Here is a 22,114-nt window from a genome sequence, read left to right as displayed (position 1 = left end):
GAGTCCCGAGACTTAAGCTCAGTGAACGTCGTGCATGCCCTTACGCAGCAAGGGCGAGATCACCAGCATGAAAATTCCGACACCAATGCCGAGCCACATCAGGAAAGTAAACAGCTCGGTGTAGGATGCCAGCGCGCTGGCCACATCAGTCGCCTGTCCGCCGGTGCCGGAAGTATCCAGCGCGGCTGCCTTGGCAACCTGGGTGGCGAGGGTTTCCGACAGCGCGGTGGCCAGAAACCAGGTGCCCATACTCACACCAACCACGCTGCCAATCGACAGCTTGGTGACGGCAGACAGCCCCACCGGCGACAGGCACAGCTCACCCGTAGTGTGCAGCAGGTATGCCAGAACCAGCCAGATCGCGGCGACCTTGCCGGCCTGGTCCGGGAAACCGGCGCCCAGCACCAGCGCACCAAAACCCAACCCTACCTGGATAATACCAAGCGAAAACTTGACCGGTGTGGACGGCTCCATGTTGTGCTTGGCCAGCCACACCCACAAGGTTGCGAATGGTATTGCCAGCAGCATGATAAACCCGGCGTTCAGCGAACCGAACTGGGCAGCGGTAATGGTAAACCCACCCACTTCGCGGTCGACCACCCGGTCGGCATAAAGCGTCATGCTGGCCGCAGACTGCTCAAACAATGCCCAGAACACGATGGTCGAGACGATCAGCACCATCAACACGACGGTCTGCGAATACTCCACGGACTTGTGGGCCACAAACCCGTAAGTGACAAACGCGACCAGGCCGAGCAGCATCAAACCCAGCCAGGCGTCGGTGTTGGCAAAAAACAGGGTTTGCTCGAACCCGCCGAGTAGCGCCCAGGTCAGCCCCAACAGCACCGTAGCACCTGCAAGCATTGTGGCCTTGTTGTCGGCAAAGTCACCGAGCTGATGCATCATTGCATGCAGGATGAGGCCGACGATGGCAACAATCAAAAGACTGTTCTGGGCCGCATGCACAACGTGCACGCTTTGCACCAGGAACCACACAACCGCCAGTGACAACACGGCGCCGATGTAAATCGCCCACTCCTTGTTGATCGGACCGAGAGCTGATTCTTTCAGTCGTGCGGGCTCTGCCGGCTCGGCATGGCCGTACAGGTACTTCTGGCCGTAGAGGAAGGTAAACAGCCCAACGATCATGCCGATACCGGCGGCGCCAAAGCCGTATTTCCAGCCGTAGGTTTCGCCAAGCCAGCCACACAGAAGCGTGGCTACAAACGAACCTATGTTGATACCCATATAGAAAATGGTGAAACCCGCATCGCGACGCGGATCGTTCTTTTCATACAGCCGCCCGACAATTGTTGAAATATTGGGCTTGAGGAAACCAACGCCGATCACGATCAGCGCCAGCGCCATGTAAAACACATTCAGCGCCGCCAGGTCGCGCTTGACGATATCTTCCGCGAGAACGGTACCGGCTGCCAGAATACTGCCATCAGCCAGCGCCAGATCCGCTGACAAGACAGTACCAGCTACATAGTTAACTGCCTGGTGCCCCTCCACGGCCATGAGCACGTGACCGAGTGACAGCATGATGCCGCCGAGCACCACGGCTTTCCTGAAACCCAGATAACGGTCAGCGAGCAGCCCGCCAATTACCGGCAGCGCATAAACCAGCCCGGCGTAGGAGCCAAGCACATTCAGCCCGTCGGCGTCGCTGAACAGATGGTACTTGGTGAGGTACAACAGCAGCAGGTACTTCATGCCGTAAAATGAGAAGCGCTCCCACAGCTCGGTTGCGAAACAAACGTACAGCCCCTTGGGATGGCCAAATAGCTCGTTCTCGCCGTGTGGTATTACGCCGCCGCCGGCGGTCGTGACAGTGTCCTGCATTACTCTTTAACTCCGTCTGGGAGGGTCCCGCCCGTCGTTGCCGGGGAAGACCGTAGTGCGGCCTGTGGGCCGGGGTATTCGTTTTAGCCCTGCAGCACAGGGATTTTGACGGCGCAAAGTTTACAGGGTTTGCACCATCTGCGTTTTTTGCGTTGCAGCATTGAACCTTTGGCGTCTGCCGGGTATCCAACACGGGAACGCTGGCCGCCAGTCCGGTATCATGCGCGGCCTCAAGCCGCCCGGCTGTGGCCCGGCGCATTCAATCGAGGGAAACCAATGTACAAGTCAGTCCTGCTGGCCGCTCTGGTTGCGGTCATAGCCTCCACCTCTGTCCACGCTGGCGCGAAGCGGCAAAAGAATGCCGCCGCGGGGCCGCAGGCCGCGGTGAACGACATATTCGACCTGCCCTACCTGATGCGCGACCTGGACAATGGCCTTCGCGTCATCGTGGTAAAAACTGATTACCCCGACATCGTGTCACTGCAGATACCGGTACAAACCGGCTCGCGCAACGAGGTCGAAGAAGGCAAGTCCGGCTTCGCACATTTTTTCGAACACATGATGTTTCGTGGCACGCCAAATTACTCGCAGGAAGAGTACGGCCGGATCCTGAAAAACGCCGGCGCAGACCAGAATGCCTACACTTCGGCGGACCTCACCAATTACCACATCACATTTACCAGGCCAGACCTGGAGAAAGTACTGGAACTGGAGGCTGACCGCTTCCAGAACCTCAGTTACACCGAAGAACAGTTTCGAACTGAAGCGCTGGCGGTGAAGGGCGAGTACCTGAAGAACTTTTCCAGCCCGATACGCCAGATGCTCGAACGCATACAGGACAACGCCTATACAACCCACACCTACAAGCACACGACGATGGGTTTCCTGCGCGACATCGAGGCGATGCCTGACCAGATGGAATACTCAAAGCTGTTCTTCGAACGCTGGTACAGCCCGGAAAAAGCTGCCGTTATCGTAGTCGGCGATGTCGAGCCGGAAGAAACCTTCCGTCTGGTGAAAAAATACTGGGGCGGCTGGAAAGGCAGCAACTACCAGGTGGAAATACCGCAGGAGCCGGCGCCACAGGGCCCGTACTACGACCACATAGAGTGGGAGCAGCCGGCCCAGCCGTGGATCATGATTGGCTTTCGCGGGCCACGTTTCGACCCGCGCAGCAAAGACATGCCGGCGATGGACCTGATCTCGAATGTATATTTCTCCGAGACCTCCGCGATCTACCAGAAGCTGGTAACCCGTGACCAGCTGGCCGACCAGCTGTGGGCATACTTCCCCGACCGGAAGGACCCCGGCCTGCTGATCGTTGCCGCCCGGTTGCTCGACGAAGCAAACGTCGCAACGGTACGCGACGAGATCCTCGACACGCTGGCGGTTGCCCGTACCGAGCTGGTTGATGCTGCCAAGCTTGAGGCAATCAAGGCAAACCAGCGATACAGCCTTACCAACCGCATGGACAACTCGGCCTCGATCGCTTCGATGCTGGCCTCCTACGTACATTTCGAGCGCACGCCGGAAACCCTCAACCAGGTTTTTGAACGCTACGCTGAACTGACACCGGCTGACCTGGCGACCTATGCCAACAAATATTTCACAGACGCCGGCATGGTGACGGTGACCCTGGCCAACGCACCCCGGATTGCTGGCATTCAGGACGGACCGACGCTCGAACAGCGAGTTGCCGCACTGGCCGATCAACCTGCCGCTGAGTTTGAACTGGTGGAACTGCAGTCGCAGTCATCACCACTGGTCGACGTCGCTTTCCTGTTCAATGTCGGCGCAGCCTACGATCCACCTGGCAAAAAGGGTCTGTCAGTGTTGACCGCGCAGATGATTGGCGATGGCGGTTCGAAAAAGCGCACGATCGACGAACTCAATGAAGCCATGTACCCGATGGCCTCCGGTTTCGGCGTGCACGTCGATAAGGAAATGTCGCGCCTTGGCGGCACCGTGCACAAGGACAAGCTGGCGGACTGGTATTCGCTCGCCAGCGAACAGCTGCTGACACCCGGCTGGCGCGACGCGGATTTCGAGCGCATCAAAAACCGCGTCATCAGCGCCATCAAGTCAGACCTCGTTGCCAACAACGATGAAGAACTTGGCAAGGAAGCGCTGTACAACGTTATTTATGGCCCGGATCATCCCTACGGCGCGCTCAATCTTGGCGCTGTTGAAGACCTCGAGTCGATCACGCTCGACGATGTAAAGTCTTTTTACAATCAATACTACGTGCCGGCCAACCTGACCGTTGGGCTTGCGGGTGGTTACTCCGACAAATTTGTGCAGACGCTGCGCGCCGACCTTGGCAACCTGCCGCAGGCGGCTGCTGCTGCCGCTGTGGAGCTGCCGCAGCCGGTGATCCCGCAGGGACATACAGCCCTGGTGCTGCAGAAAGAGACCCCTGGCGTTGCCGTTTCGTTTGGTTACCCCATCAACATAGTCCGGGGCGATCCCGACTGGGTGGCGCTGTGGCTCGTCCGTTCCTACCTGGGTGAGCACCGCAGCTCCAATAGCCACCTGTACCAGCGTATCCGTGCGACGCGTGGTATGAACTACGGCGATTACGCGTACATCGAGTATTTCCCGCGCGGCATGTTCCTGACACAGCCCGAGGCCAATCTCGGACGCCGTCAGCAGATTTTCCAGGTTTGGATACGCCCGCTGCGCAACAACAACGATGCCCACTTTGCCACCAGGGTCGCGATTCACGAGATCGACAAGCTGACAGGAGATGGCATGAGCGCCGATGCATTCGAAGCAACGCGGAACTACCTCGATAAATATGTCAGCCTGCTGGTGGCCAGCCAGTCACGCCAGCTCGGCTACGCGCTGGACAGCGATTACTACGGCACGGCGGCCTTTACCGACTACGTACGTGACGGCCTGGCACAGCTGACGCTGAACGACGTGAATCGTGTAATACGCGAATACCTGCAGACCGACGACATGCATTTTGTCTTCGTTACGGGTGACGCCGATGATCTGCGCAATCGGCTGGCCAGCAACCAGCCGTCGCCGATCGAGTACAACTCGCCAAAACCTGACCTGGCCGAAGAAGACGCAATGATCGCTGCACTGCCGCTCAATTTCAGCGCCGATGCGGTACAGACCATGGCGGCCGAGGAGATATTCGATGGCGAAGCTGACCGCCTGCTCGCCAAGAAATAGGCTCGGCCCTGTGATTAAACGGTGCGGTGATTCGCGACTGGTCGCTCAGGTGCCCGGCGACTCAAAGACCTCCGCCCCTGCAGGCAGACCAAACGCCTGACGAGAGTTTGATGTTCGCGACTGAAGCCGCTCCTACAGGCACGAGGAAATCCCGCGTCGGGTGCAACACCGCGTGTAGGAGCGCCCAGGCGCGAACTGGCTGGTACTACAACTGCGGTTGGAGCTCACCTCGCCATGGCCGATGTAGCTCAACCGCTACTGACCGGATAACGCGCGCCCCGCATAATCCCGCGTGTTAACCATGCTGAGGATAATCCCGCAACCCGGTTAATTGCCGCATGAGCCTGTCCCGGCTTCGCGGCTAAAGCCGCTCGTGCAGGCAGGAGGAAGTCAGCGAATCCAGGCGCCGGGCGGCTGAAGGAATTTCAGCTCGCGGAAGGTGGTATCGAACAGGTAATAGTCGACGCTGCCGTCCGGCGCAACAGCGGTGACCAGCGCCTGACGCTCGTCGTCACTCCAGTCGATTATCGTATTGACACTGCCGCTCAACGCTTCGTCGATGACCTGCTGGCGTGACTCCCAGCGACTGTCAAAATAGATCGTGCGCACCGTGTCAGCAAAATACTGGTAATACATGATGTCGCCACGCGCAGTCTGCACCAGGCCTGCGGCACCATCCCGGTTGGCGAGGTCGAAGTCTGAATCAGACAGCAGGCGCTCACCCAGCTCGCCGGTCGGATTGAGATAGTGCAGGGCCTTGCCACCAAGCTCACCGCGCGCCAGCACGATCAGGCGACGATTGTCGGCATGAAAGCCCAGTACTTCCATCCGCTCGTCGCTGAAGTCGAGCAGCTTGCGCCACTCATCGTCAGCCGAGTCCCGATAAAGCAGCCGGTTGCTGCCATCGAGCACATCTGCGCCGCGGTCGACTGCAGCACGTACGGCCCCCTGGTTGTCAGCAATCCACTCCGTGATGCTGTATTGACTGCCTACAACGCGGCGCATGCGCCCGGTTGCCGCATCCAGCTGAAATACCTCCGGCAATACGGCCGTTGGCTCAGTGCGGGAGATGAGCACGCTGTTCCAGTTGGTTGGCAGCCGGTGTAGCAGCGACGGCGGCGAGCCTGTGCTGAGCTTTCCGGCAGCGCGCCGGCGTAATCGCTCCTGCAGCTTCAGTCCCCCACTGCCATCACGCAATATTGTGTAGCTGCCGAGGTAGATGCCGTTGCCATTGTCATCTGATTTCTCAACGCTGAAAACAAGCCGGTCGTCGTTGGCCCAGAAGAATGAACTGACATGCGAATCGGCAAATCCGGTTACTGCCTGCGCCGAACCATCCGCCAGCTGCATGGTTACGAGGTTGCGCACACCGGGAAACTGCTCCAGCTCAACTGTTGCCGCAATGTATTCGCCATCCGGCGCCATCCGTACCAGCCCGGTGGACGCGACCTGCTGCGCCGGCGCAGAAACGGCGATAAACAACAGCAAAACTGCCAGCGATCGCTTCATTGCCCGGTCGCCCCATTACGCTGCGCCTCAACCTCACGATGCCCCGGCACCATGATCCGCGCCATCACGATGCCTATTTCGTATAACGCGTAGACAGGCACCGCCAGCAGGGTCTGCGAAATCACGTCTGGTGGCGTCAGAAACATACCGATGATAAACGCGCCAAGCAGTACGTAGGCCCGCTTGCTGCCAAGCTGCGCCGGCGTGGTAAAGCCGGACCAGACCAGCAGTACCGTGGCGACCGGTACTTCGAAGGCCATACCGAAAGCAAAGAACATCACCATCACGAAATCGAGGTATTCGGTAATGTCCGGCATCACAGCAACACCGGCCGGCGCCACCGCCTGCATGAACCCGAACACGATCGGAAACACAACATAGTAGGCAAATGCCGCACCGGCATAGAACAGGCCTACGCTGGTTACCAGCAATGGCATAACCAGGCGTTTTTCGCGGGCATACAGACCCGGGGCCACAAAGGCCCATGCCTGGTGCAGGATATACGGCATTGCGACGAACACCGCGACCATCAGGGTTAATTTAAATGGTGTCAGAAAAGGCGAGATCACCCGCGTCGCAATCATGGTGCCGCCATCCGGCATTTGTGCCAGCAGCGGACCGGCTATCAGCGTAAAAATCTTGTTGGCAAACGGGCTGAGAGCAAAAAATATGACAAGCACAACTACAATCATGCGCAACAGGCGGCCGCGCAATTCGACCAGGTGCGAAATCAGGGTCGATCCGTTATCGACGCCGTGCTGATCTTCCGGCTCGGGCATCACTCCTCTCCGGGTGATGCTGCGGCGGATTCTTTCTCGGCAGCGGCACGTCGTTGTGCCACGGCTTCCGCTCTGTCCTCGATCATCATTTCACGGTTGATTTCACGCTGCAGCTTCGTCATCGCCCCTCTGGCACGTCCCAGCCAGATGCCGGCGGCGTGTACCACCCGCGGCAGGCGTTTCGGGCCGAGCACGACCAGCCCGATCACGAAAATCAGAAAGAACTCCTGGAAGCCCGCGTCGAACATGGATCAGATTACTAGCGAGAGTCGACCTGGTCGCGCGACTGCTGTACCGAATCGGACGCCCCGGAATCGTCGGTGAGCTGTTCGGACTCGCCCTCATTCATCGCCTTGCGAAAGCCCCGCAGGGCGCCGCCAAGATCGGATCCCATCACGCGCAGCTTCTTGGTGCCAAAAATCAGCACAACGATCAGCAGCACGATTGCCAGCTGCCAGATGCTTATGTTACCCAGACCCATTTCGAGCCTCGCCGTATGCCTCGATAAACCGAGTATACCAGTGGCCCCGGGACGCTTGTGTGAAGCGCATCAAGGTGGCGGGGCGTGCAACCAGAAGGTCACCGGTCCCTCATTTACCAGTGAAACGGCCATATCGGCACCGAATTCACCCAGAGCGACCTTGCCGGCACGGCTGTTAACTGCCGCAGCGAGTTCTGCAAACAGGGCCTGGCCCACTTCAGGTTCTGCGGCAGTGGCAAAGGAAGCGCGCATCCCCTTGCGGGTATCGGCGGCCAGGGTGAACTGGGGCACCAGCAGGACCTCACCACCGTGCTCGATCACACTGAGATTCATGCGGCCGGTACCGTCGGGAAAAACACGGTACCCGCAGATCCGCTCGGCCAGGCGCCGGGCCTGCTGCGACGTGTCACCGCGCTCGACTGCGGCCAGCACGAGCAGCCCGGTGCCGATGGCTGCAACCGTCCGATCACCGACCCGGACCTCTGCCTGCCCCACCCGCTGTAGCAACGCGATCATCTCAGAAGCATAACCCGACCCGACCCTGTAGGATTTTGCCTACATTGCTGGCGGAAATTCGCTGACGGCCACGGGCCGGGCTGCCGACATCCTGCGGTCATCAGCCTGTGTATCCTTAAATGGTGCTCCAAAAGGACGGGAGCACATGGGATGGCCACACCAGCCATCCCATCAGGACACTCGATCACACCTGCAAGGACGTACTTCAACCCCGGCCCGATTGGGCCGGGGTTTTTTATTGCGTGCAGGCCGCGTGCCAGAATAGCTGCTCACCCTGGTGGCTGTGAGGACTACATGCGACGTCGAGATTTTCTGACTGGCCTGGGAGCAGGTGCCGTGGCCGCCGGGTTGCCGGGGTGTACGCAGCCGTGTGAAACCGGCATCGCGATGGACGGCGCTGCGGGAAAGACCTTCAGCTGGAAGATGGTCACAACCTGGCCGCCAAACTTTCCCGGACTGGGTACCGGCGCTGTGTACCTCGCCAATGCAATCGAACAAATGAGCGCCGGGCGCATCAAGGTAAAAATATACGCAGCTGGCGAGCTGGTACCGGCATTCGAGGCCTTCGATGCGGTGAGCCAGGGCACGGCACAGCTCGGTCACAGCGCATCGTATTACTGGAAGGGCAAGAGCGCTGCCGCTCAGCTGTTTTCTGCCGTTCCGTTCGGCATGAATGCCCAGGAGCTGACGGCCTGGCTGTTGCACGGCGGCGCGCTTGAACTGTGGCGTGAAGTTTACGAACCATTCAACATCATCCCGGCCCCTGCCGGTCACACGGGCGTGCAAATGGGGGGCTGGTTCAACAAGGAAATTAACAGCGTTGATGACCTGCGCGGCCTGAAAATGCGTATCCCGGGTCTCGGCGGCGAGGTACTGAAACGCGCGGGCGGCACCCCGGTGAGCCTGCCCGGCTCGGAAATTTTCACTGCGCTGCAGACCGGCAATATTGACGCCACCGAGTGGACTGGCCCGTACAACGATCTGGCCTTCGGCCTGCACCAGGTTGGCAAATACTATTACTACCCGGGCTGGCACGAACCAAACACCGTGCTCGAGTGCATCATCAACCGCGATGCCTACAACGAACTGCCGGCAGAACTGCAGACGATGGTGATGCGTGCGTGTGATGCCGCGGCACAAAACATGCTTGCCGAATACACCGCACGCAATCACATTGCGCTCGAGACGCTGAAAAATGAGCACAACGTGCAGCTACGGCCGTTTCCGCCCGACGTGCTGGCACGGCTGCGCCAGCTGTCCGAAGAAATCCTGCGGGAAATCGCTGCCGGTGATGAGCTGTTCGAGCGCGTCTACCGTCACTACCGCGCTTTTCAGCGACAAGTCTCGGCGTGGCACGATATTTCTGAAAAGGCGTATTACTTAAGTGGCTGACACACCAATAGAAAAGATAACCAAACCGGCGCAGGAAGTTGTTAGCGCCGCACTCGAATTTTTGCGGCTCGAGTCAGCCGCCGGACTGTTGCTGCTGGCGGCCGCAGTCGTTGCCATGCTCGTCGCCAACTCGCCATTCGCGTCGCTTTACAACGCTTTACTGGATACAACCATCGCGGTGCAGGTTGGCGCTCTGGAGATCGACAAGCCGCTGCTGTTGTGGATCAACGATGGGCTGATGGCCATTTTCTTCTTTCTCATCGGACTCGAGGTCAAACGCGAGATCATGGAAGGAGAATTGTCGACGCCATCTCAGATTGTATTGCCGGCAGCGGGCGCCTTTGGGGGCATGGCCGTGCCGGCCGCCATCTACGCGTGGCTCAACTGGGGCGACCCGGTTGCTCTCGATGGCTGGGCGGTACCGGTGGCAACCGACATCGCTTTTGCGCTGGCCTTGCTTGGGGTTTTTGGCAGCCGGGTTCCAACTGCGCTCAAAGTGTTCCTGCTGACGCTGGCGATTTTCGATGACCTCGCCGCTATCGTGATCATCGCTATATTTTATTCCGGTGATCTATCGCTGACAGCACTGGCGACCGCCGCGGTGGCGCTGATTTTGGCAATCACCATGAACCGGGCCGGCGTGACGCGGGTTTCCGCCTATGTGCTGGTCGCAATCGTGCTATGGGTCGCGGTATTGAAGTCTGGCGTACACGCGACGCTGGCTGGTGTGCTCATTGCGTTTTGTATTCCCATGCGCGATGCGCAGGGCCGCTCCCCGTTGCGTGAGCTGGAGGATGACCTGCACAGCACCGTTGCCTTCGCGATACTGCCAATTTTTGCTTTCGCCAACGCCGGCCTGTCGCTGGCGGGACTTTCGCTGGCCGACCTGGCACACCCTGTCACGCTTGGTGTTATTACCGGACTGGTAATCGGCAAGCCCGTTGGAATCATGCTGATGGCAGGGTTGGCCATCGCGCTGCGACTGGCGAAACTGCCTGACAATGTCAGCTGGCTGCAGCTGCTTGGCGCCTCGTTTGCCTGCGGCATTGGCTTTACGATGAGCCTGTTTATCGCCGGACTGGCATTCGAGCATGGCAGTGGTGACTACTTCAGTGGCGACCGGCTCGGCATTCTGGTCGGGTCAATGATTGCCGCGCTTGCTGCGTTTGTCGTGCTGCATTTCAGCCTGCCGCCCAGACAAAATCAGCCGTAAACGACTCCGGGTAACCAGGTCGCCAGCTGGGGCCATGCAGCCAGAATGGCCAGCGCGACCAGCTGAATCGCGACGAAGGGCATCACCCCTCGATAAATATCGGTGGTCTGCACCTCGGCCGGCGCCACGCCACGCAGATAGAACAGAGCAAAACCAAATGGCGGCGTCAGGAAGGATGTCTGCAGGTTGATCGCAATCATCACCCCGAGCCACACCGGGTCGAGACCCATCGCCAGCAATGCGGGGCCAACAATCGGCACAACCACAAAAGTAATCTCGATAAAGTCGAGCACGAAACCAAGCACGAACATCATCAGCATTACGGCTATCACCGCCCCGGCTGTGCCGCCCGGCAAGTCGGTGAGTAACGCATGCACCGTTTCGTCGCCACCAAAGCCCCGGAACACGAGGGAAAATACCGAAGCACCGATGAGAATCAGAAAGACCATGCTGCTGACACGCGTGGTTGTACGCATTACGTCACGCAGCCTCGCCATATCCAGCTCGCGTCGGGCAAGCGCGATGACCAGCGCACCAAATGCGCCGACTGCAGCCGCTTCTGTTGGCGTCGCCAGCCCGCCGATGATGGAACCGAGAACCGCAATAATCAGCACGACCGGAGGCAACAGCACTTTGACCACTCGCACGGCGAGCTGACCAGCCGTCAACGCACCGGCTTTCGGGCTAATTGCGGGCATTGTCTGTGGCCTGAGCGCGGCTGTGAGCAGGATATAGGCGGCGTAAAAACCGACCAGCATCAGCCCGGGCAGCAACGCTCCGATAAAAAGATCGCCCACAGAAACTGTTTTTGGCGAAAACACCCCAAGATCGATTTGCGCCTGCTGATAGGCGGACGACAGCACGTCGCCAAGCAGCACCAGCACGATGGAAGGCGGAATAATCTGGCCAAGGGTGCCGGATGCACAAATCACGCCGGTTGCCACCCTGGCGTCGTAGCCACGCCTGAGCATCGTTGGCAGAGATAAAAGGCCCATAGTTACCACTGTCGCGCCAACAATACCGGTGCTGGCGGCCAGCAGCACGCCAACCAGCAGCACGCCGACACCGAGCCCGCCACGCACCCGGCCGAACAGCAGCCCCAACGTATCGAGCAGACTCTCGGCAATGCGTGCGCGCTCGAGCATCACTCCCATGAATACAAACAGCGGCACCGCGACCAGGATATCGTTTGTCATCACGCTGCCGTAAATCCGGTTTGGCATCACGCTGAGAAACGTCGGGTCGAAAGAGCCACTCATTGCGCCAACGGCCGCAAAGGCCAGCGCCGTGCCGGCCAGGCTGAATGCCACGGGATAACCGGCCAGGAGGACAAGCACAACTGCGAGAAACAGTAACAACGCCAACATGATTACAGCACGTCCCCGGCGCTTCGTTCGGGCGGAAACCGGCCGCTACGCAGGGCATGGAAATTGCGTAGCAGGATTACGATTCCCTGGCTGACCAGCAGCACTATCATCGCCAGCAGCAGGCTCTTGGCAATCGGGATGAAAGGGAAAGGCAGCCCGCCGGTCTCCGGGGAGTTTTCTGCCAGGCGCCAGGATTTCATCGCGTAGCCGCTGCCGGTATACAACAGCAGGCCGCACACCGGAAACAGCAGCAGCAGTGTGCCGGCAATATCAACGCCCGCCCGTATGCGCGGGCTTGCCTTGCGATAAAAAATATCGACGCGAACGTGCTCGTTACAACCGAGCGTATAAGCAGCGCCCAGCAGGAACACCGCCGCGTGCGACCAGGTGACCAGCTCCTGCATCCAGATACGACCGAAGTCGAAAAAATAGCGCAGCACCACGACAACAACCGTGAGCAGCACCATAAAGAGCGTTAGCCAGGCTGCGCTGCGGCCGATCATCCGGTTGATCGCGTCCAGTCTGTCAGCAAGGCTCAACATACGATGGCGGTCAAACCGGTGCTTGCATTCACCGCTGCCAGAAAGTAGGTGTGAACAACACGAAAAGCGTAAAGATTTCCAGCCGGCCGAGCAGCATTGCGGCAATCGATACGGCTTTTGCAAAGGTGCTGATGGATGCGAAGTTGCCGGACACGTCACCCAGGCCCGGCCCGAGATTGTTCAGCGCCGCGGCTACCGCGGAAAATGCGGTTACTTGGTCCAGCCCGGTGGCCAGGAGCATCAGCATCATTACGCCGAACAGGATGATATAGACGGCGAAAAAGCCCCAGACCGCGCCTATCACCCGCTCCGGCACCGCTTTGGAACCGATTTTGACCGGGATCTGCGCGCTGGGATGAACCAGTTGACGAACTTCGCGCACGCCCTGCTTGTAAATCAACAACCAGCGCACCACCTTCATGCCACCGCCGGTCGAGCCCGCACAGCCGCCGATAAAACTCGCCAGAATCAGCGCCACCGGCAACGAGCCCGGCCAGACTGAATAATCAGCAGTGGTGAAACCGGTTGTCGTGCCAATCGATACCGCCTGGAAAATCGCCTTGGTGAAAGCTTCGGTCACCGTCGGGTAGTGGCCGGTGACAACCAGGTAGATAGTCACCATGAAAGTCAGCGTTCCCAGCACCGTTACAAAAGCGCGAAACTCCGGGTCACGCAGATAGTTTCCCAGAGTTGCAGTACGCCAGGCGAGAAAGTGCAGTGAAAAGTTGATGCCCGCAATGAACATGAAAACGACAGCAGTCATCTCGATCAGCGGACTTTCGAAATGGCCAATACTGGCGTCATGCGTCGAAAAACCACCGATCGCAACTGTGCTGAACCCGTGGCCTATCGCGTCGAACAGGTCCATACCAGCTGCCATGTACGCCAGTACACAGACAATGGTAATTCCGACATAGATATACCAAAGCGCCTTGGCGGTCTCGGTGATACGTGGTGTCAGCTTGGTATCCTTTACCGGGCCGGGAGTCTCTGCCCGGTACAGCTGCATGCCGCCTACGCCGAGCATTGGCAGCACGGCAACCGCCAGCACGATAATGCCCATTCCGCCCAGCCACTGCAGTTGCTGGCGGTAGTAAAGTATCGACCTGGGCAGCGCATCGAGCCCGGTGAGTACTGTCGCGCCGGTGGTGGTAAGTCCGGACATCGACTCGAACACCGCATCGATCGGTTTCATTTCCAGCTGCTCGGCCAGCAGCAACGGCGCCGCCCCGAACAGTCCCAGCACGACCCAGAAACCGGCCACCACCAGGAAGCCGTCGCGCAGGCGCAGCTCATCGTCAACCTTGCGGACCGGAAACCACAGCACGATTCCTGCCAGGGCGGTCACGCCAAAGCCGCCGAGGAATGCCAGGTGCTCGCCATCAGCGTAGAACAACGACACCGCCATAGCCGGCAACATGGTGATGCTGAATATCATCAGCAACAGTCCGATGATGCGCTGTATGACGCGGATAGACATCAGATGAAAGTGACGTCGACCTGAAAGAGTTTTTCCACTTCTTCGATCTTGCGCCGGTCGGACATAAACAGGATGACGTGATCGTCTTCCTCGATCACGGTATCGTGATGAGCAATAACCACTTCGTCACCGCGCACCAGCGCGCTGATGCTGGTGCCGGCCGGTAGCGCGATGTCTTCCACAGCGCGTCCAACCACCCTGGAATGGCCTTTTTTGCCGTGCGCAATGGCCTCGATAGCTTCGGCACCACCACGACGCAGGGAATGCACCTTGGCGACATCACCGCGTCGTACGTGGGCCAGCAGCGAGCCAAGCGTAATCTGTTGTGGCGAGATCGCTATATCAATAGTGCCGGCCTCAACCAGTGCTGCGTAGGACGGCCTGTTGATCAGCGCCATCACCTTGCGCGCACCGAGCCGCTTGGCCAGCATTGCTGAAAGTATGTTGGCCTCGTCCGCATTGGTCACAGAACAAAATACATCACAGACGTCGATATTCTCCTCGGTGAGCAACTCTTCATCGGCCGCATCGCCATGCAGCACAATAGTGCGATCAAGTTGCTCGGAAATTTCACGCGCACGATCACGATCGCGCTCGATCAGCTTCACCTGGTTGGTGCGCTCGAGTTCACGCGCCAGGTTCAGCCCGATATTACCGCCTCCGGCGATAACCACACTGCGCACCGGGTGTTCCAGCTTACGCAGCTCGGACATCACCACGCGAATATCCTTGCGCGCGGCGATAAAGAAAATCTCGTCGTCTTCCTGGATTACAGTTTTGCCATCGGGCAGGATGCTGCGGTCGCCGCGATAGATGGCAACCACGCGTGTTTCCACATTGGGAATATGCTCCTTGAGCTCTGACAGCTGGTGCCCGACCAGCAGCCCCTCCTTGTGGGTACGCACGGCAACCAGACGCACCTTGCCGTCGGCGAACTCCAGCACCTGCAGTGCACCGGGATACTGGATCAGTCGCTTTATATGACGGGTGACGAGTTTTTCCGGGCTGATGATGTAATCGACCGGCATCGCTTCCTGCGCAAACAGTTTTTGCTGCTCGACCATGTATTCGGCAGCGCGAACGCGGGCGATCTTTGTGGGCGTATGGAACAGGGTATAGGCAACCTGGCAGGCGACCATATTGGTTTCGTCGCTATCGGTCAGGGCAATGATCATGTCAGCATCGCCGGCGCCGGCTGCCCGCAGCACGGCGGGATGCGAGGCGCGCCCCTGCACGGTGCGCAGGTCCAGACGATCCTGCAGCTCACGCAGGTGCACCGCGTCGATATCGACAATGGTGACTTCGTTGGCTTCCTCGCGGGCCAGGTGATAGGCAACAGTCGAACCGACCTGACCTGCCCCGAGAATAATGATTTTCATGCGTCCTGCCGTTAACGCGAAGGCGCGCCGATTCTACAACACTTCCAGGTTCGCGTAGGCCATGACCAGCCACTTGGTGCCGGCCTGTTCAAAGTTGACCTGCAGCCGCGCATGCGCCCCGTCGCCCTCGTAATTGAGCACGACGCCTTCACCAAACTTGCCATGCCGCACCCGTTGCCCCAGCCGCATGCCCGCAGGCGCCTCCGCGGCGGGCGCCCCACGTTGCGGGCGGTACACCGGCCTGGATACCTGCACCCGCGGCCGTACCTCTTCCACGAGCTCCTGCGGCAGCTCGCTGATGAAACGCGACGGCATGCCATAGGTATCCATACCGTGCAGCCGGCGTTGCTCCGCATAGGTCATATACAGCTGCTTCATCGCCCGGGTGATGCCGACGTAGCACAACCGTCGCTCTTCCTCGAGCGCCTTGCTGTCGCCGGTTGATAACCGGTGAGGGAACAGGCCGTCCTCCATTCCGGACAGAAATACCAGCGGAAACTCCAGCCCTTTGGCCGAGTGCAGCGTCATCAGCTGCACGCAGTCTTCCCACGGGTCGCCCTGATCATCGCCGGCCTCCAGCGCAGCATGCGCAAGGAACGCATCGAGAGCCGGCATGTCCAGCTGCTCATCCGGCAGGAACCCGCGCGCCGCACTGACCAGTTCCTCGAGGTTTTCCACGCGCGCGCGACCCTTCTCACCGGGCTCCTTGCCATAGTGCGCTATCAGGCCGCTGCGGTTGATCACTATATCGACGCGCTCGTGCAGCTCCAGATCGCGCGTCTGATGATCGAGCTCTTCGATCAGCCGCATGAATTCAAACAGGCTCTTGCCGGCACGCCCCTTTATGCCGTTTTCTATCGCCGCGCCACCTGCCTGCCACATTGACGTTGCATTAGCCTGCGCATACTCGCGGATAACTTCCAGCGAGCGGGCGCCGATACCGCGCGTCGGCTGGTTGACCACTCTTTCGAACGACGGATCGTCGCTGCGGTTGACCAGCAGGCGCAGGTAGGCGAGCGCGTCCTTGATTTCGGCGCGCTCGAAAAAGCGCAGGCCGCCATAGACACGGTAGGGAACGGCAGAATTGATCAGCGCTTCTTCAAAAACACGCGACTGGGCATTGGAGCGGTACAACACCGCGGTTTCCGCGCGTGCCCCACCCTGCTCGAACCAGTCCTTGATCTTGCTGACTACAAACTGCGCCTCATCCCGTTCATTGAAGCCGGAATATATACGTATCGGCTCGCCATCTTCGCCGTCCGTCCATAGGTTTTTGCCGAGACGCGAAGTATTGTTGGCGATAAGAGCATTTGCAGCGCCGAGGATCGACCCGGTGGATCGGTAATTCTGCTCCAGCCGGACCAGCCGGGTCGCGGGGAAGTCCCTCTGGAACTGATGCAGGTGTTCAATACGGGCGCCGCGCCAGCGGTAAATTGACTGGTCGTCGTCGCCGACGACAAACGGCACGCCATCGGCTCCGGCCAGCAATCTCAGCCAGCGGTACTGGATGACATTGGTGTCCTGGAACTCGTCGACCAGTACGTAGCGAAAACGCCTGCGATAATGCTCCAGCAGCTCGTCGTTATCGCGCCACAACTCATAGGCGCGCAACAACAGCTCGGCAAAATCGACCAGGCCGGCCTTGTCACAATGCCGCTGGTAAATGTCGTAGAGATGCACCAGCTGGCGGCGGGTTGGGTCGTCTTCGGCATCCAGGTCAGCAGGGCGCAGGCCTTCGTCTTTATTACTATTGATAAAGCTGCGCACGTCCTTGGGCACCCAGCGGGTTTCGTCGAGCTCCAGCTCGCGTATCAGCCGCCGGAGCACCCGCAGCTGGTCATCGGCGTCGATGATCTGAAAATTCTGCGGCAGACCGGACTCCTGCCAGTGACGCCGCAACAGCCGGTGGGCGAGCCCATGGAACGTGCCGACCCACAAATTGGCAGTTGGCACCTCGAGCAGCGACTCAATGCGACCACGCATTTCCGCGGCGGCCTTGTTGGTAAAAGTTACCGCGAGAATGCTGTGACAGGAAACGTCTTCGACACCCACCAGCCAGGCGATCCGATGCGTCAACACGCGGGTCTTGCCACTGCCGGCACCAGCCAGCACCAGCACCGGTGATTCGGGCGAGGTAACAGCCTCGCGTTGCGAGTCGTTGAGGTTACCCAGTATGGGAGTGACGTCCATCAGGCTAGCTTAATCTTGCGGCCCGGAAGCTTTAAGGCGCAATTGTTTCGCGACCAGCCAACATTTCTATTCGTCGCCACACAGCCAGACCGAGCTGTTGTCGCCATCTTCTTCAATCTGCATCTCCCGACACCCCGAAAGGTCGAGGCTTGGCGCCTGGCCCGGGCACACCTCGGTGGCAGCCTGATCCCAGTACACGATTGGCGGTGGGCTGCGGTCATAGTCACCCAGCCCGAGCGCCTGCCGGCGCTGCCGTATTTCATCGTACATGCCGCTTGCTATCGAACACGCTTCGTCCTTTTGCTCGTCGCTGAGCTGCCGCGACAGCTGCGTCGCGGCGATATTTCCAAACATCGGTTCGGTACCAGCCATTGCTGCCACTGCGGTCCATGCGTAGCCGGAGACCTCCGGTGAGACAGGCGCATCGCGCATGGCGTATACCTGCTCCAGCGCCAGGTCCTGCGACTTGAATTCCACCTCGCGCCGCTTGTCCGATATCCGGGCGAACAGGTTTGCCATCTCACTCATCGCATAAACCGAGCCACGGATTGCTGCCTCGCGATACAATTCGATGGCTTCGGCAGGGTTGGTGCGGGAGATACGTTTTGCCAGCATCTGTTGCGCCCACATATCGCCGTTATCGGCCAGGCCGCGCAGCGTTTCGTCATCGTACTGGTCGTAAGGCTGCTCATAGGCATAGCCGTCGCTGCCTGCCGGAACCGGGAAGCCGCGACTCATCGCCCACTCGCGCCACTGCCCCTCCAGCCGGCCGATGCCGTATTGCTGTAACAACGCATTGAGTTCCGCGCCGCTCACTATCTCCGGGAGCGCCTCGTCGACTCCCTCGGGCTCTGGCTCGGCAACTGGCTCGATATCCGCCACCGGCGGCGGCGATTCATCCACAGCCCGTGACGGTAATGGCGGCGGACTGGCTGCAGGCACTGATGATGGCGCCGGCTCCCGCAGCGCATAGACCACCAGCACCACAACGGCTGCGGCGGCTGCGAGCAGGACAAATGTCGTGGCCTTCATGCCGGCAATACAAGCTGCACGTAGTGATCGCCGAGCAGCAGCAGGAAAATACCGGCAAGGTAGGTAAGAGAGTAAGCAAAAGTCTGCATCGGCAGCTCGACCCGAGGGCGGAACTTCAAAGCAATAGCGTAATAGAGAAAGCCGGCATCGAGAATTACCGTGCCAGCCAGATACACAAGGCCACTCATACCGGTGAGGTATGGCAACAGGCTGACCAGAACCAGCAACAGCGTGTAGAGCAGAATGTGCAGACGGGTAAATGCCTCGCCGTGCGTCACCGGCAGCATCGGCACGCCGGCGTTGGAATATTCCTCGCGGCGCGAGATTGCCAGCGCCCAGAAGTGCGGTGGTGTCCAGGTAAATATGATCAGAAAAAGCAGCAACGAATGCGGGTCGATCTGGCCGGTAACCGCTGTCCAGCCGAGCACCGGCGGTGCGGCCCCTGCGGCACCGCCAATGACTATATTTTGTGGCGTAGCGTGCTTGAGAAACGCGGTGTAAATAACCGCGTAGCCGATAAGTGATGCGAATGTAAGCAATGCAGTTAGCGGATTGACCAGCCAAACCAGCAGTATCATCGCGAGCAAGCCGAGTAGCATGGCAAAACTCAGCGCCTGCTTTTCGTTCAGTGCCCCTTGCGGCAGTGGCCGGCGGCGAGTACGGCGCATCCGTTCGTCGATACGCCGATCGAGCACATGATTGATTGCTGCTGCGGATGCCGCTGCCAGTCCTATGCCGATGGAACCGAAAACGAAGGCCTGTAATGAAACCAGCCCTGGCGTCGACAACAACATCCCTACCATGGCGGTAAAAACGATCATCGACACCACGCGCGGTTTGCACAACGCAAGGTAGTCCTGGAAGTGTCGACTGGCGGTTATTGCTGTCACGGTCTCTGGATAACGGTTCAGGCCTGGCGCCATGCAGCGTGATTCAGGCTCACTGCGGCCAGTACCAGCAAGGCTGCCATGCCGTTATGGGCAACCGCTCCTGCCAGCGGCAAGCCCTTGAGCACAATGGTTATTCCCAGCGCCACCTGGCCGAAGAGCAGCAGCAGTATCGCCGCCCCGGACCAGCGCGTTGCGCGGTCGCGGCCACGCAGCGCCGCGGCGAGCGCGATACCGCCGGCAACAAGCAAAGTTACCAGCGCACCAAGCCGGTGACCCAGGTGAATCGCCGTGCGTGCAGTGGAATCGGCATCACCTGCTGCCCCGAGGCCGCGCCAGGGAACAAAACCGGAAGCAAAATCAGCCGGCGGCCACCATTGCGTCTGGCAGGTGGGAAAATCCGGGCAGGCTACCGCAGCATAGTTGGCGCTGGTCCAGCCACCCAGCGCTACCTGCGCAAAGATCACCAGCAGCGCCAGCAGTGCCACGCCACGAAAACCGCTATCGGCAGGCAGCAGTCGTGGCGGCCGCGGCCGTGTCAGCAGCATCATCCACCCCAGCAACGCCAGCGTTGTCATGCCGCCCAACAGATGTGCCAGCACTACGATTGGTTTGAGCTGCAGCGTCACGGTCAACATACCGAGAATCGCCTGCAACCCCAGCAACGGCACCAGCAGCAATGGCGCCCAGAATGGCATCAGCGGGTCACGCCGGGTTGTAATGGCGATGGCGGCAAGCGAAATCACGATCAGACCGAGCAATGGAATGGCATAGCGATGCGCCATTTCGCGCCATGCTTTGCCGGTGTCGACCGGCGCGCCGGGAAACGCTTCGTTGCTCGCTGCAATATCCTGCGCTGTGACCGGCGGGGTCAGCCGGCCGTAGCAGCCCGGCCAGTCAGGGCAGCCCAGACCAGCGTCAGTGAGACGCACCCAGGCCCCTGACATCACAATTACCAGCGTCACGATCGTGCCCAGCAGCGCCAGACGATGAAACCAGGTTTCAGCCACGGTAGCCTCGCATCAAGTTGTTGTTGTCCCTGTTGCCGAACAGCGCCCTGAGCAGCGGCAGCATCAGCAGGATCCCGCCAATAATCAGCCACCAGGCAAAATCGCGCAGATCCAGCCCGGCCACCAGCAGCGCGCCGTCGACAAACATCGCGTAAACGCCCAGACCCAGCGCCAGCGTACCTACGCTATTCAGCGCCAGGGTCCACTTCGGAATCTCACTGATTCTTCTCATTACGCCCCCGCTTCCAGCGGACTATTGTACGGCATCAGGGCCGGCAGAAATAAAAAAACCGGGCCGGCCATTGGGGCCGACCCGGTTCCTGTACTTTGTATCTATTACTTAGAAATCGTCGCGATCGTCGTCCAGGATCGTCCCCGTACCGGTCGGATTTGCCAGCAGGGCGTTCTGCGGGCTGCTGAGATCAATGTAGAACAGCTCTTCGAACGCCTCAATCCGGTAGTCATCAAACACTATGACAGAGATGGTCGCGGTAATCTGACCCGGCTCGAAAACCAGCACGCCCTCAACCGGGATGTAGTCCATACCAGCAGTGGCGGTGCCGTCGCGCGAAACATAGCTGACGGTTACGGGCTCACCGCCCAGCGGCACCATCTCTGACAATGAGACCTCGAATAGCACCTCGACGATCTCCGACAACCGTGGCTCAATGATTCCGGGCACATCGCCGATGCTGATTACCGGCAGCTCGGTAATGTTCGTCGCATTCTCGACAAATTGACCATAGCCAGGGCCATCGCCGCTGTGGTTACAACCTGACTTGATCCACACGCCGGTCAATGCCTTACCCGTGTTTTCACCGCTGCCGGCGAAGACAGCGTCGTGCCCGTGGAGGCCTTCGTAACGCTGCGTGGTGCCGTCGGCGAACAGCAGAACGACGTTGGACAGATCCTTGGCAGATTCGACACTGACAGTGTTGCTTTCCTGGTCGAATAACGCGCCCACTTCGGGCCAGCACTGACTGTCGTCGATAATGACTCGCTCTGTCTGCCCGACCTTCGGTCCGGCTTTTTTGTCTTTCTTGGCATGCGCTGCCGGCCCGGCCAGCATCAGCGCTGCAGCCGCTACAGTAATTCCAAGCACCCGTTCCAGTCTCTTCACTTTCCCTTCTCCCAAAAAAAAAAGACCCTACGCCGCAGCTTGCGCCGCCCTGTGGGTCTCCACGATCTGTGTGCAGTTGTGCCGCGCCTGAAAACAGTAAGGCCCACGCCGCAGCTTTCGCCGCCCTGTGGGCCTCACGTCAGCAGACTTGCGCTTCGCTATTCGCGGTACCGGTCTCTGCTCAACCAG

The 22,114-nt window shown here is 59.5% G+C and carries 19 protein-coding genes; 3 read left to right on the top strand and 16 right to left on the bottom strand.

Annotated elements, in window-relative coordinates:
- Nucleotides 1-18: 18 nt before the first annotated feature.
- On the bottom strand, nt 19-1,845 hold the full coding sequence (locus tag HKN06_13210) for an MFS transporter (GenBank protein ID NNF62270.1): 1,827 nt from the start codon (nt 1,843-1,845) through the stop codon (nt 19-21).
- A 276-nt stretch (nt 1,846-2,121) separates the two neighbouring features.
- Between HKN06_13210 and HKN06_13205 the strand changes: the two genes are divergently transcribed.
- The gene (locus HKN06_13205; protein NNF62269.1) at nt 2,122-5,028 is read left to right on the top strand and encodes an insulinase family protein; all 2,907 of its coding nucleotides are present in this window, start codon (nt 2,122-2,124) and stop codon (nt 5,026-5,028) included.
- Between the two features lie 390 nt (nt 5,029-5,418).
- Here HKN06_13205 and HKN06_13200 read toward each other — a convergent pair whose 3' ends face one another.
- From HKN06_13200 to HKN06_13180, 5 genes are all read right to left on the bottom strand, one after another.
- Entirely contained in the window at nt 5,419-6,537 is a 1,119-nt protein-coding gene (locus tag HKN06_13200; protein ID NNF62268.1) for a hypothetical protein, read from the bottom strand.
- Nucleotides 6,534-7,316, bottom strand: a complete 783-nt coding sequence (gene tatC / locus HKN06_13195) for a twin-arginine translocase subunit TatC (GenBank protein NNF62267.1) — start codon at nt 7,314-7,316, stop codon at nt 6,534-6,536. Before tatC ends, HKN06_13200 begins: the two co-directional genes overlap by 4 nt.
- Nucleotides 7,316-7,564, bottom strand: a complete 249-nt coding sequence (tatB, locus tag HKN06_13190) for a twin-arginine translocase subunit TatB (protein ID NNF62266.1) — start codon at nt 7,562-7,564, stop codon at nt 7,316-7,318. Before tatB ends, tatC begins: the two co-directional genes overlap by 1 nt.
- 11 nt (nt 7,565-7,575) lie before the next feature.
- A complete protein-coding gene (locus tag HKN06_13185) occupies nt 7,576-7,797 on the bottom strand; it encodes a Sec-independent protein translocase subunit TatA (GenBank protein NNF62265.1) in 222 nt (73 codons plus the stop codon).
- A 69-nt stretch (nt 7,798-7,866) separates the two neighbouring features.
- Nucleotides 7,867-8,313 (bottom strand): D-tyrosyl-tRNA(Tyr) deacylase, encoded by a 447-nt coding sequence (locus HKN06_13180; protein NNF62264.1) that lies wholly within the window; start codon nt 8,311-8,313, stop codon nt 7,867-7,869.
- 294 nt (nt 8,314-8,607) lie between these two features.
- Between HKN06_13180 and HKN06_13175 the strand changes: the two genes are divergently transcribed.
- Both HKN06_13175 and nhaA read left to right on the top strand, forming a co-directional pair.
- Nucleotides 8,608-9,705 carry a TRAP transporter substrate-binding protein gene (locus HKN06_13175; protein NNF62263.1) on the top strand — a complete coding sequence of 366 codons (1,098 nt, stop codon included), beginning with the start codon at nt 8,608-8,610 and terminating at the stop codon, nt 9,703-9,705.
- A gap of 16 nt (nt 9,706-9,721) precedes the next feature.
- Nucleotides 9,722-10,918 carry a Na+/H+ antiporter NhaA gene (gene nhaA / locus HKN06_13170; GenBank protein NNF62262.1) on the top strand — a complete coding sequence of 399 codons (1,197 nt, stop codon included), beginning with the start codon at nt 9,722-9,724 and terminating at the stop codon, nt 10,916-10,918.
- Here nhaA and HKN06_13165 read toward each other — a convergent pair.
- The 10 genes from HKN06_13165 to HKN06_13120 form a co-directional block, all read right to left on the bottom strand.
- On the bottom strand, nt 10,909-12,285 hold the full coding sequence (locus tag HKN06_13165; protein ID NNF62261.1) for a TRAP transporter large permease subunit: 1,377 nt from the start codon (nt 12,283-12,285) through the stop codon (nt 10,909-10,911). The genes nhaA and HKN06_13165 overlap by 10 nt on opposite strands.
- 2 nt (nt 12,286-12,287) lie before the next feature.
- Nucleotides 12,288-12,827 (bottom strand): TRAP transporter small permease subunit, encoded by a 540-nt coding sequence (locus tag HKN06_13160; GenBank protein NNF62260.1) that lies wholly within the window; start codon nt 12,825-12,827, stop codon nt 12,288-12,290.
- Nucleotides 12,828-12,855: 28 nt separating this feature from the next.
- Nucleotides 12,856-14,307, bottom strand: a complete 1,452-nt coding sequence (locus HKN06_13155) for a potassium transporter (protein NNF62259.1) — start codon at nt 14,305-14,307, stop codon at nt 12,856-12,858.
- Nucleotides 14,307-15,686 (bottom strand): Trk system potassium transporter TrkA, encoded by a 1,380-nt coding sequence (gene trkA, locus HKN06_13150; GenBank protein NNF62258.1) that lies wholly within the window; start codon nt 15,684-15,686, stop codon nt 14,307-14,309. Before trkA ends, HKN06_13155 begins: the two co-directional genes overlap by 1 nt.
- Before the next feature lie 33 nt (nt 15,687-15,719).
- Entirely contained in the window at nt 15,720-17,876 is a 2,157-nt protein-coding gene (gene uvrD, locus HKN06_13145; GenBank protein NNF62257.1) for a DNA helicase II, read from the bottom strand.
- A 66-nt stretch (nt 17,877-17,942) separates the two neighbouring features.
- The gene (locus HKN06_13140; GenBank protein NNF62256.1) at nt 17,943-18,908 is read right to left on the bottom strand and encodes a hypothetical protein; all 966 of its coding nucleotides are present in this window, start codon (nt 18,906-18,908) and stop codon (nt 17,943-17,945) included.
- Complete coding sequence (locus tag HKN06_13135) at nt 18,905-19,831, bottom strand: protoheme IX farnesyltransferase (GenBank protein NNF62255.1); 927 nt, start codon at nt 19,829-19,831, stop codon at nt 18,905-18,907. The genes HKN06_13140 and HKN06_13135 overlap by 4 nt, the downstream gene beginning before the upstream one ends.
- On the bottom strand, nt 19,816-20,742 hold the full coding sequence (locus tag HKN06_13130; protein NNF62254.1) for a COX15/CtaA family protein: 927 nt from the start codon (nt 20,740-20,742) through the stop codon (nt 19,816-19,818). Before HKN06_13130 ends, HKN06_13135 begins: the two co-directional genes overlap by 16 nt.
- A 55-nt stretch (nt 20,743-20,797) precedes the next feature.
- Entirely contained in the window at nt 20,798-21,037 is a 240-nt protein-coding gene (locus tag HKN06_13125; protein NNF62253.1) for a hypothetical protein, read from the bottom strand.
- Nucleotides 21,038-21,145: 108 nt separating this feature from the next.
- A complete protein-coding gene (locus HKN06_13120; protein NNF62252.1) occupies nt 21,146-21,925 on the bottom strand; it encodes a hypothetical protein in 780 nt (259 codons plus the stop codon).
- Nucleotides 21,926-22,114: the final 189 nt, after the last annotated feature.

The organism is Gammaproteobacteria bacterium (assembly GCA_013003425.1).
GTDB lineage: Bacteria > Pseudomonadota > Gammaproteobacteria > Steroidobacterales > JABDKV01 > JABDJB01.
Note: the sequence above shows the minus strand (reverse complement) of the source record. Positions and strands in the feature narration are given on the sequence as shown.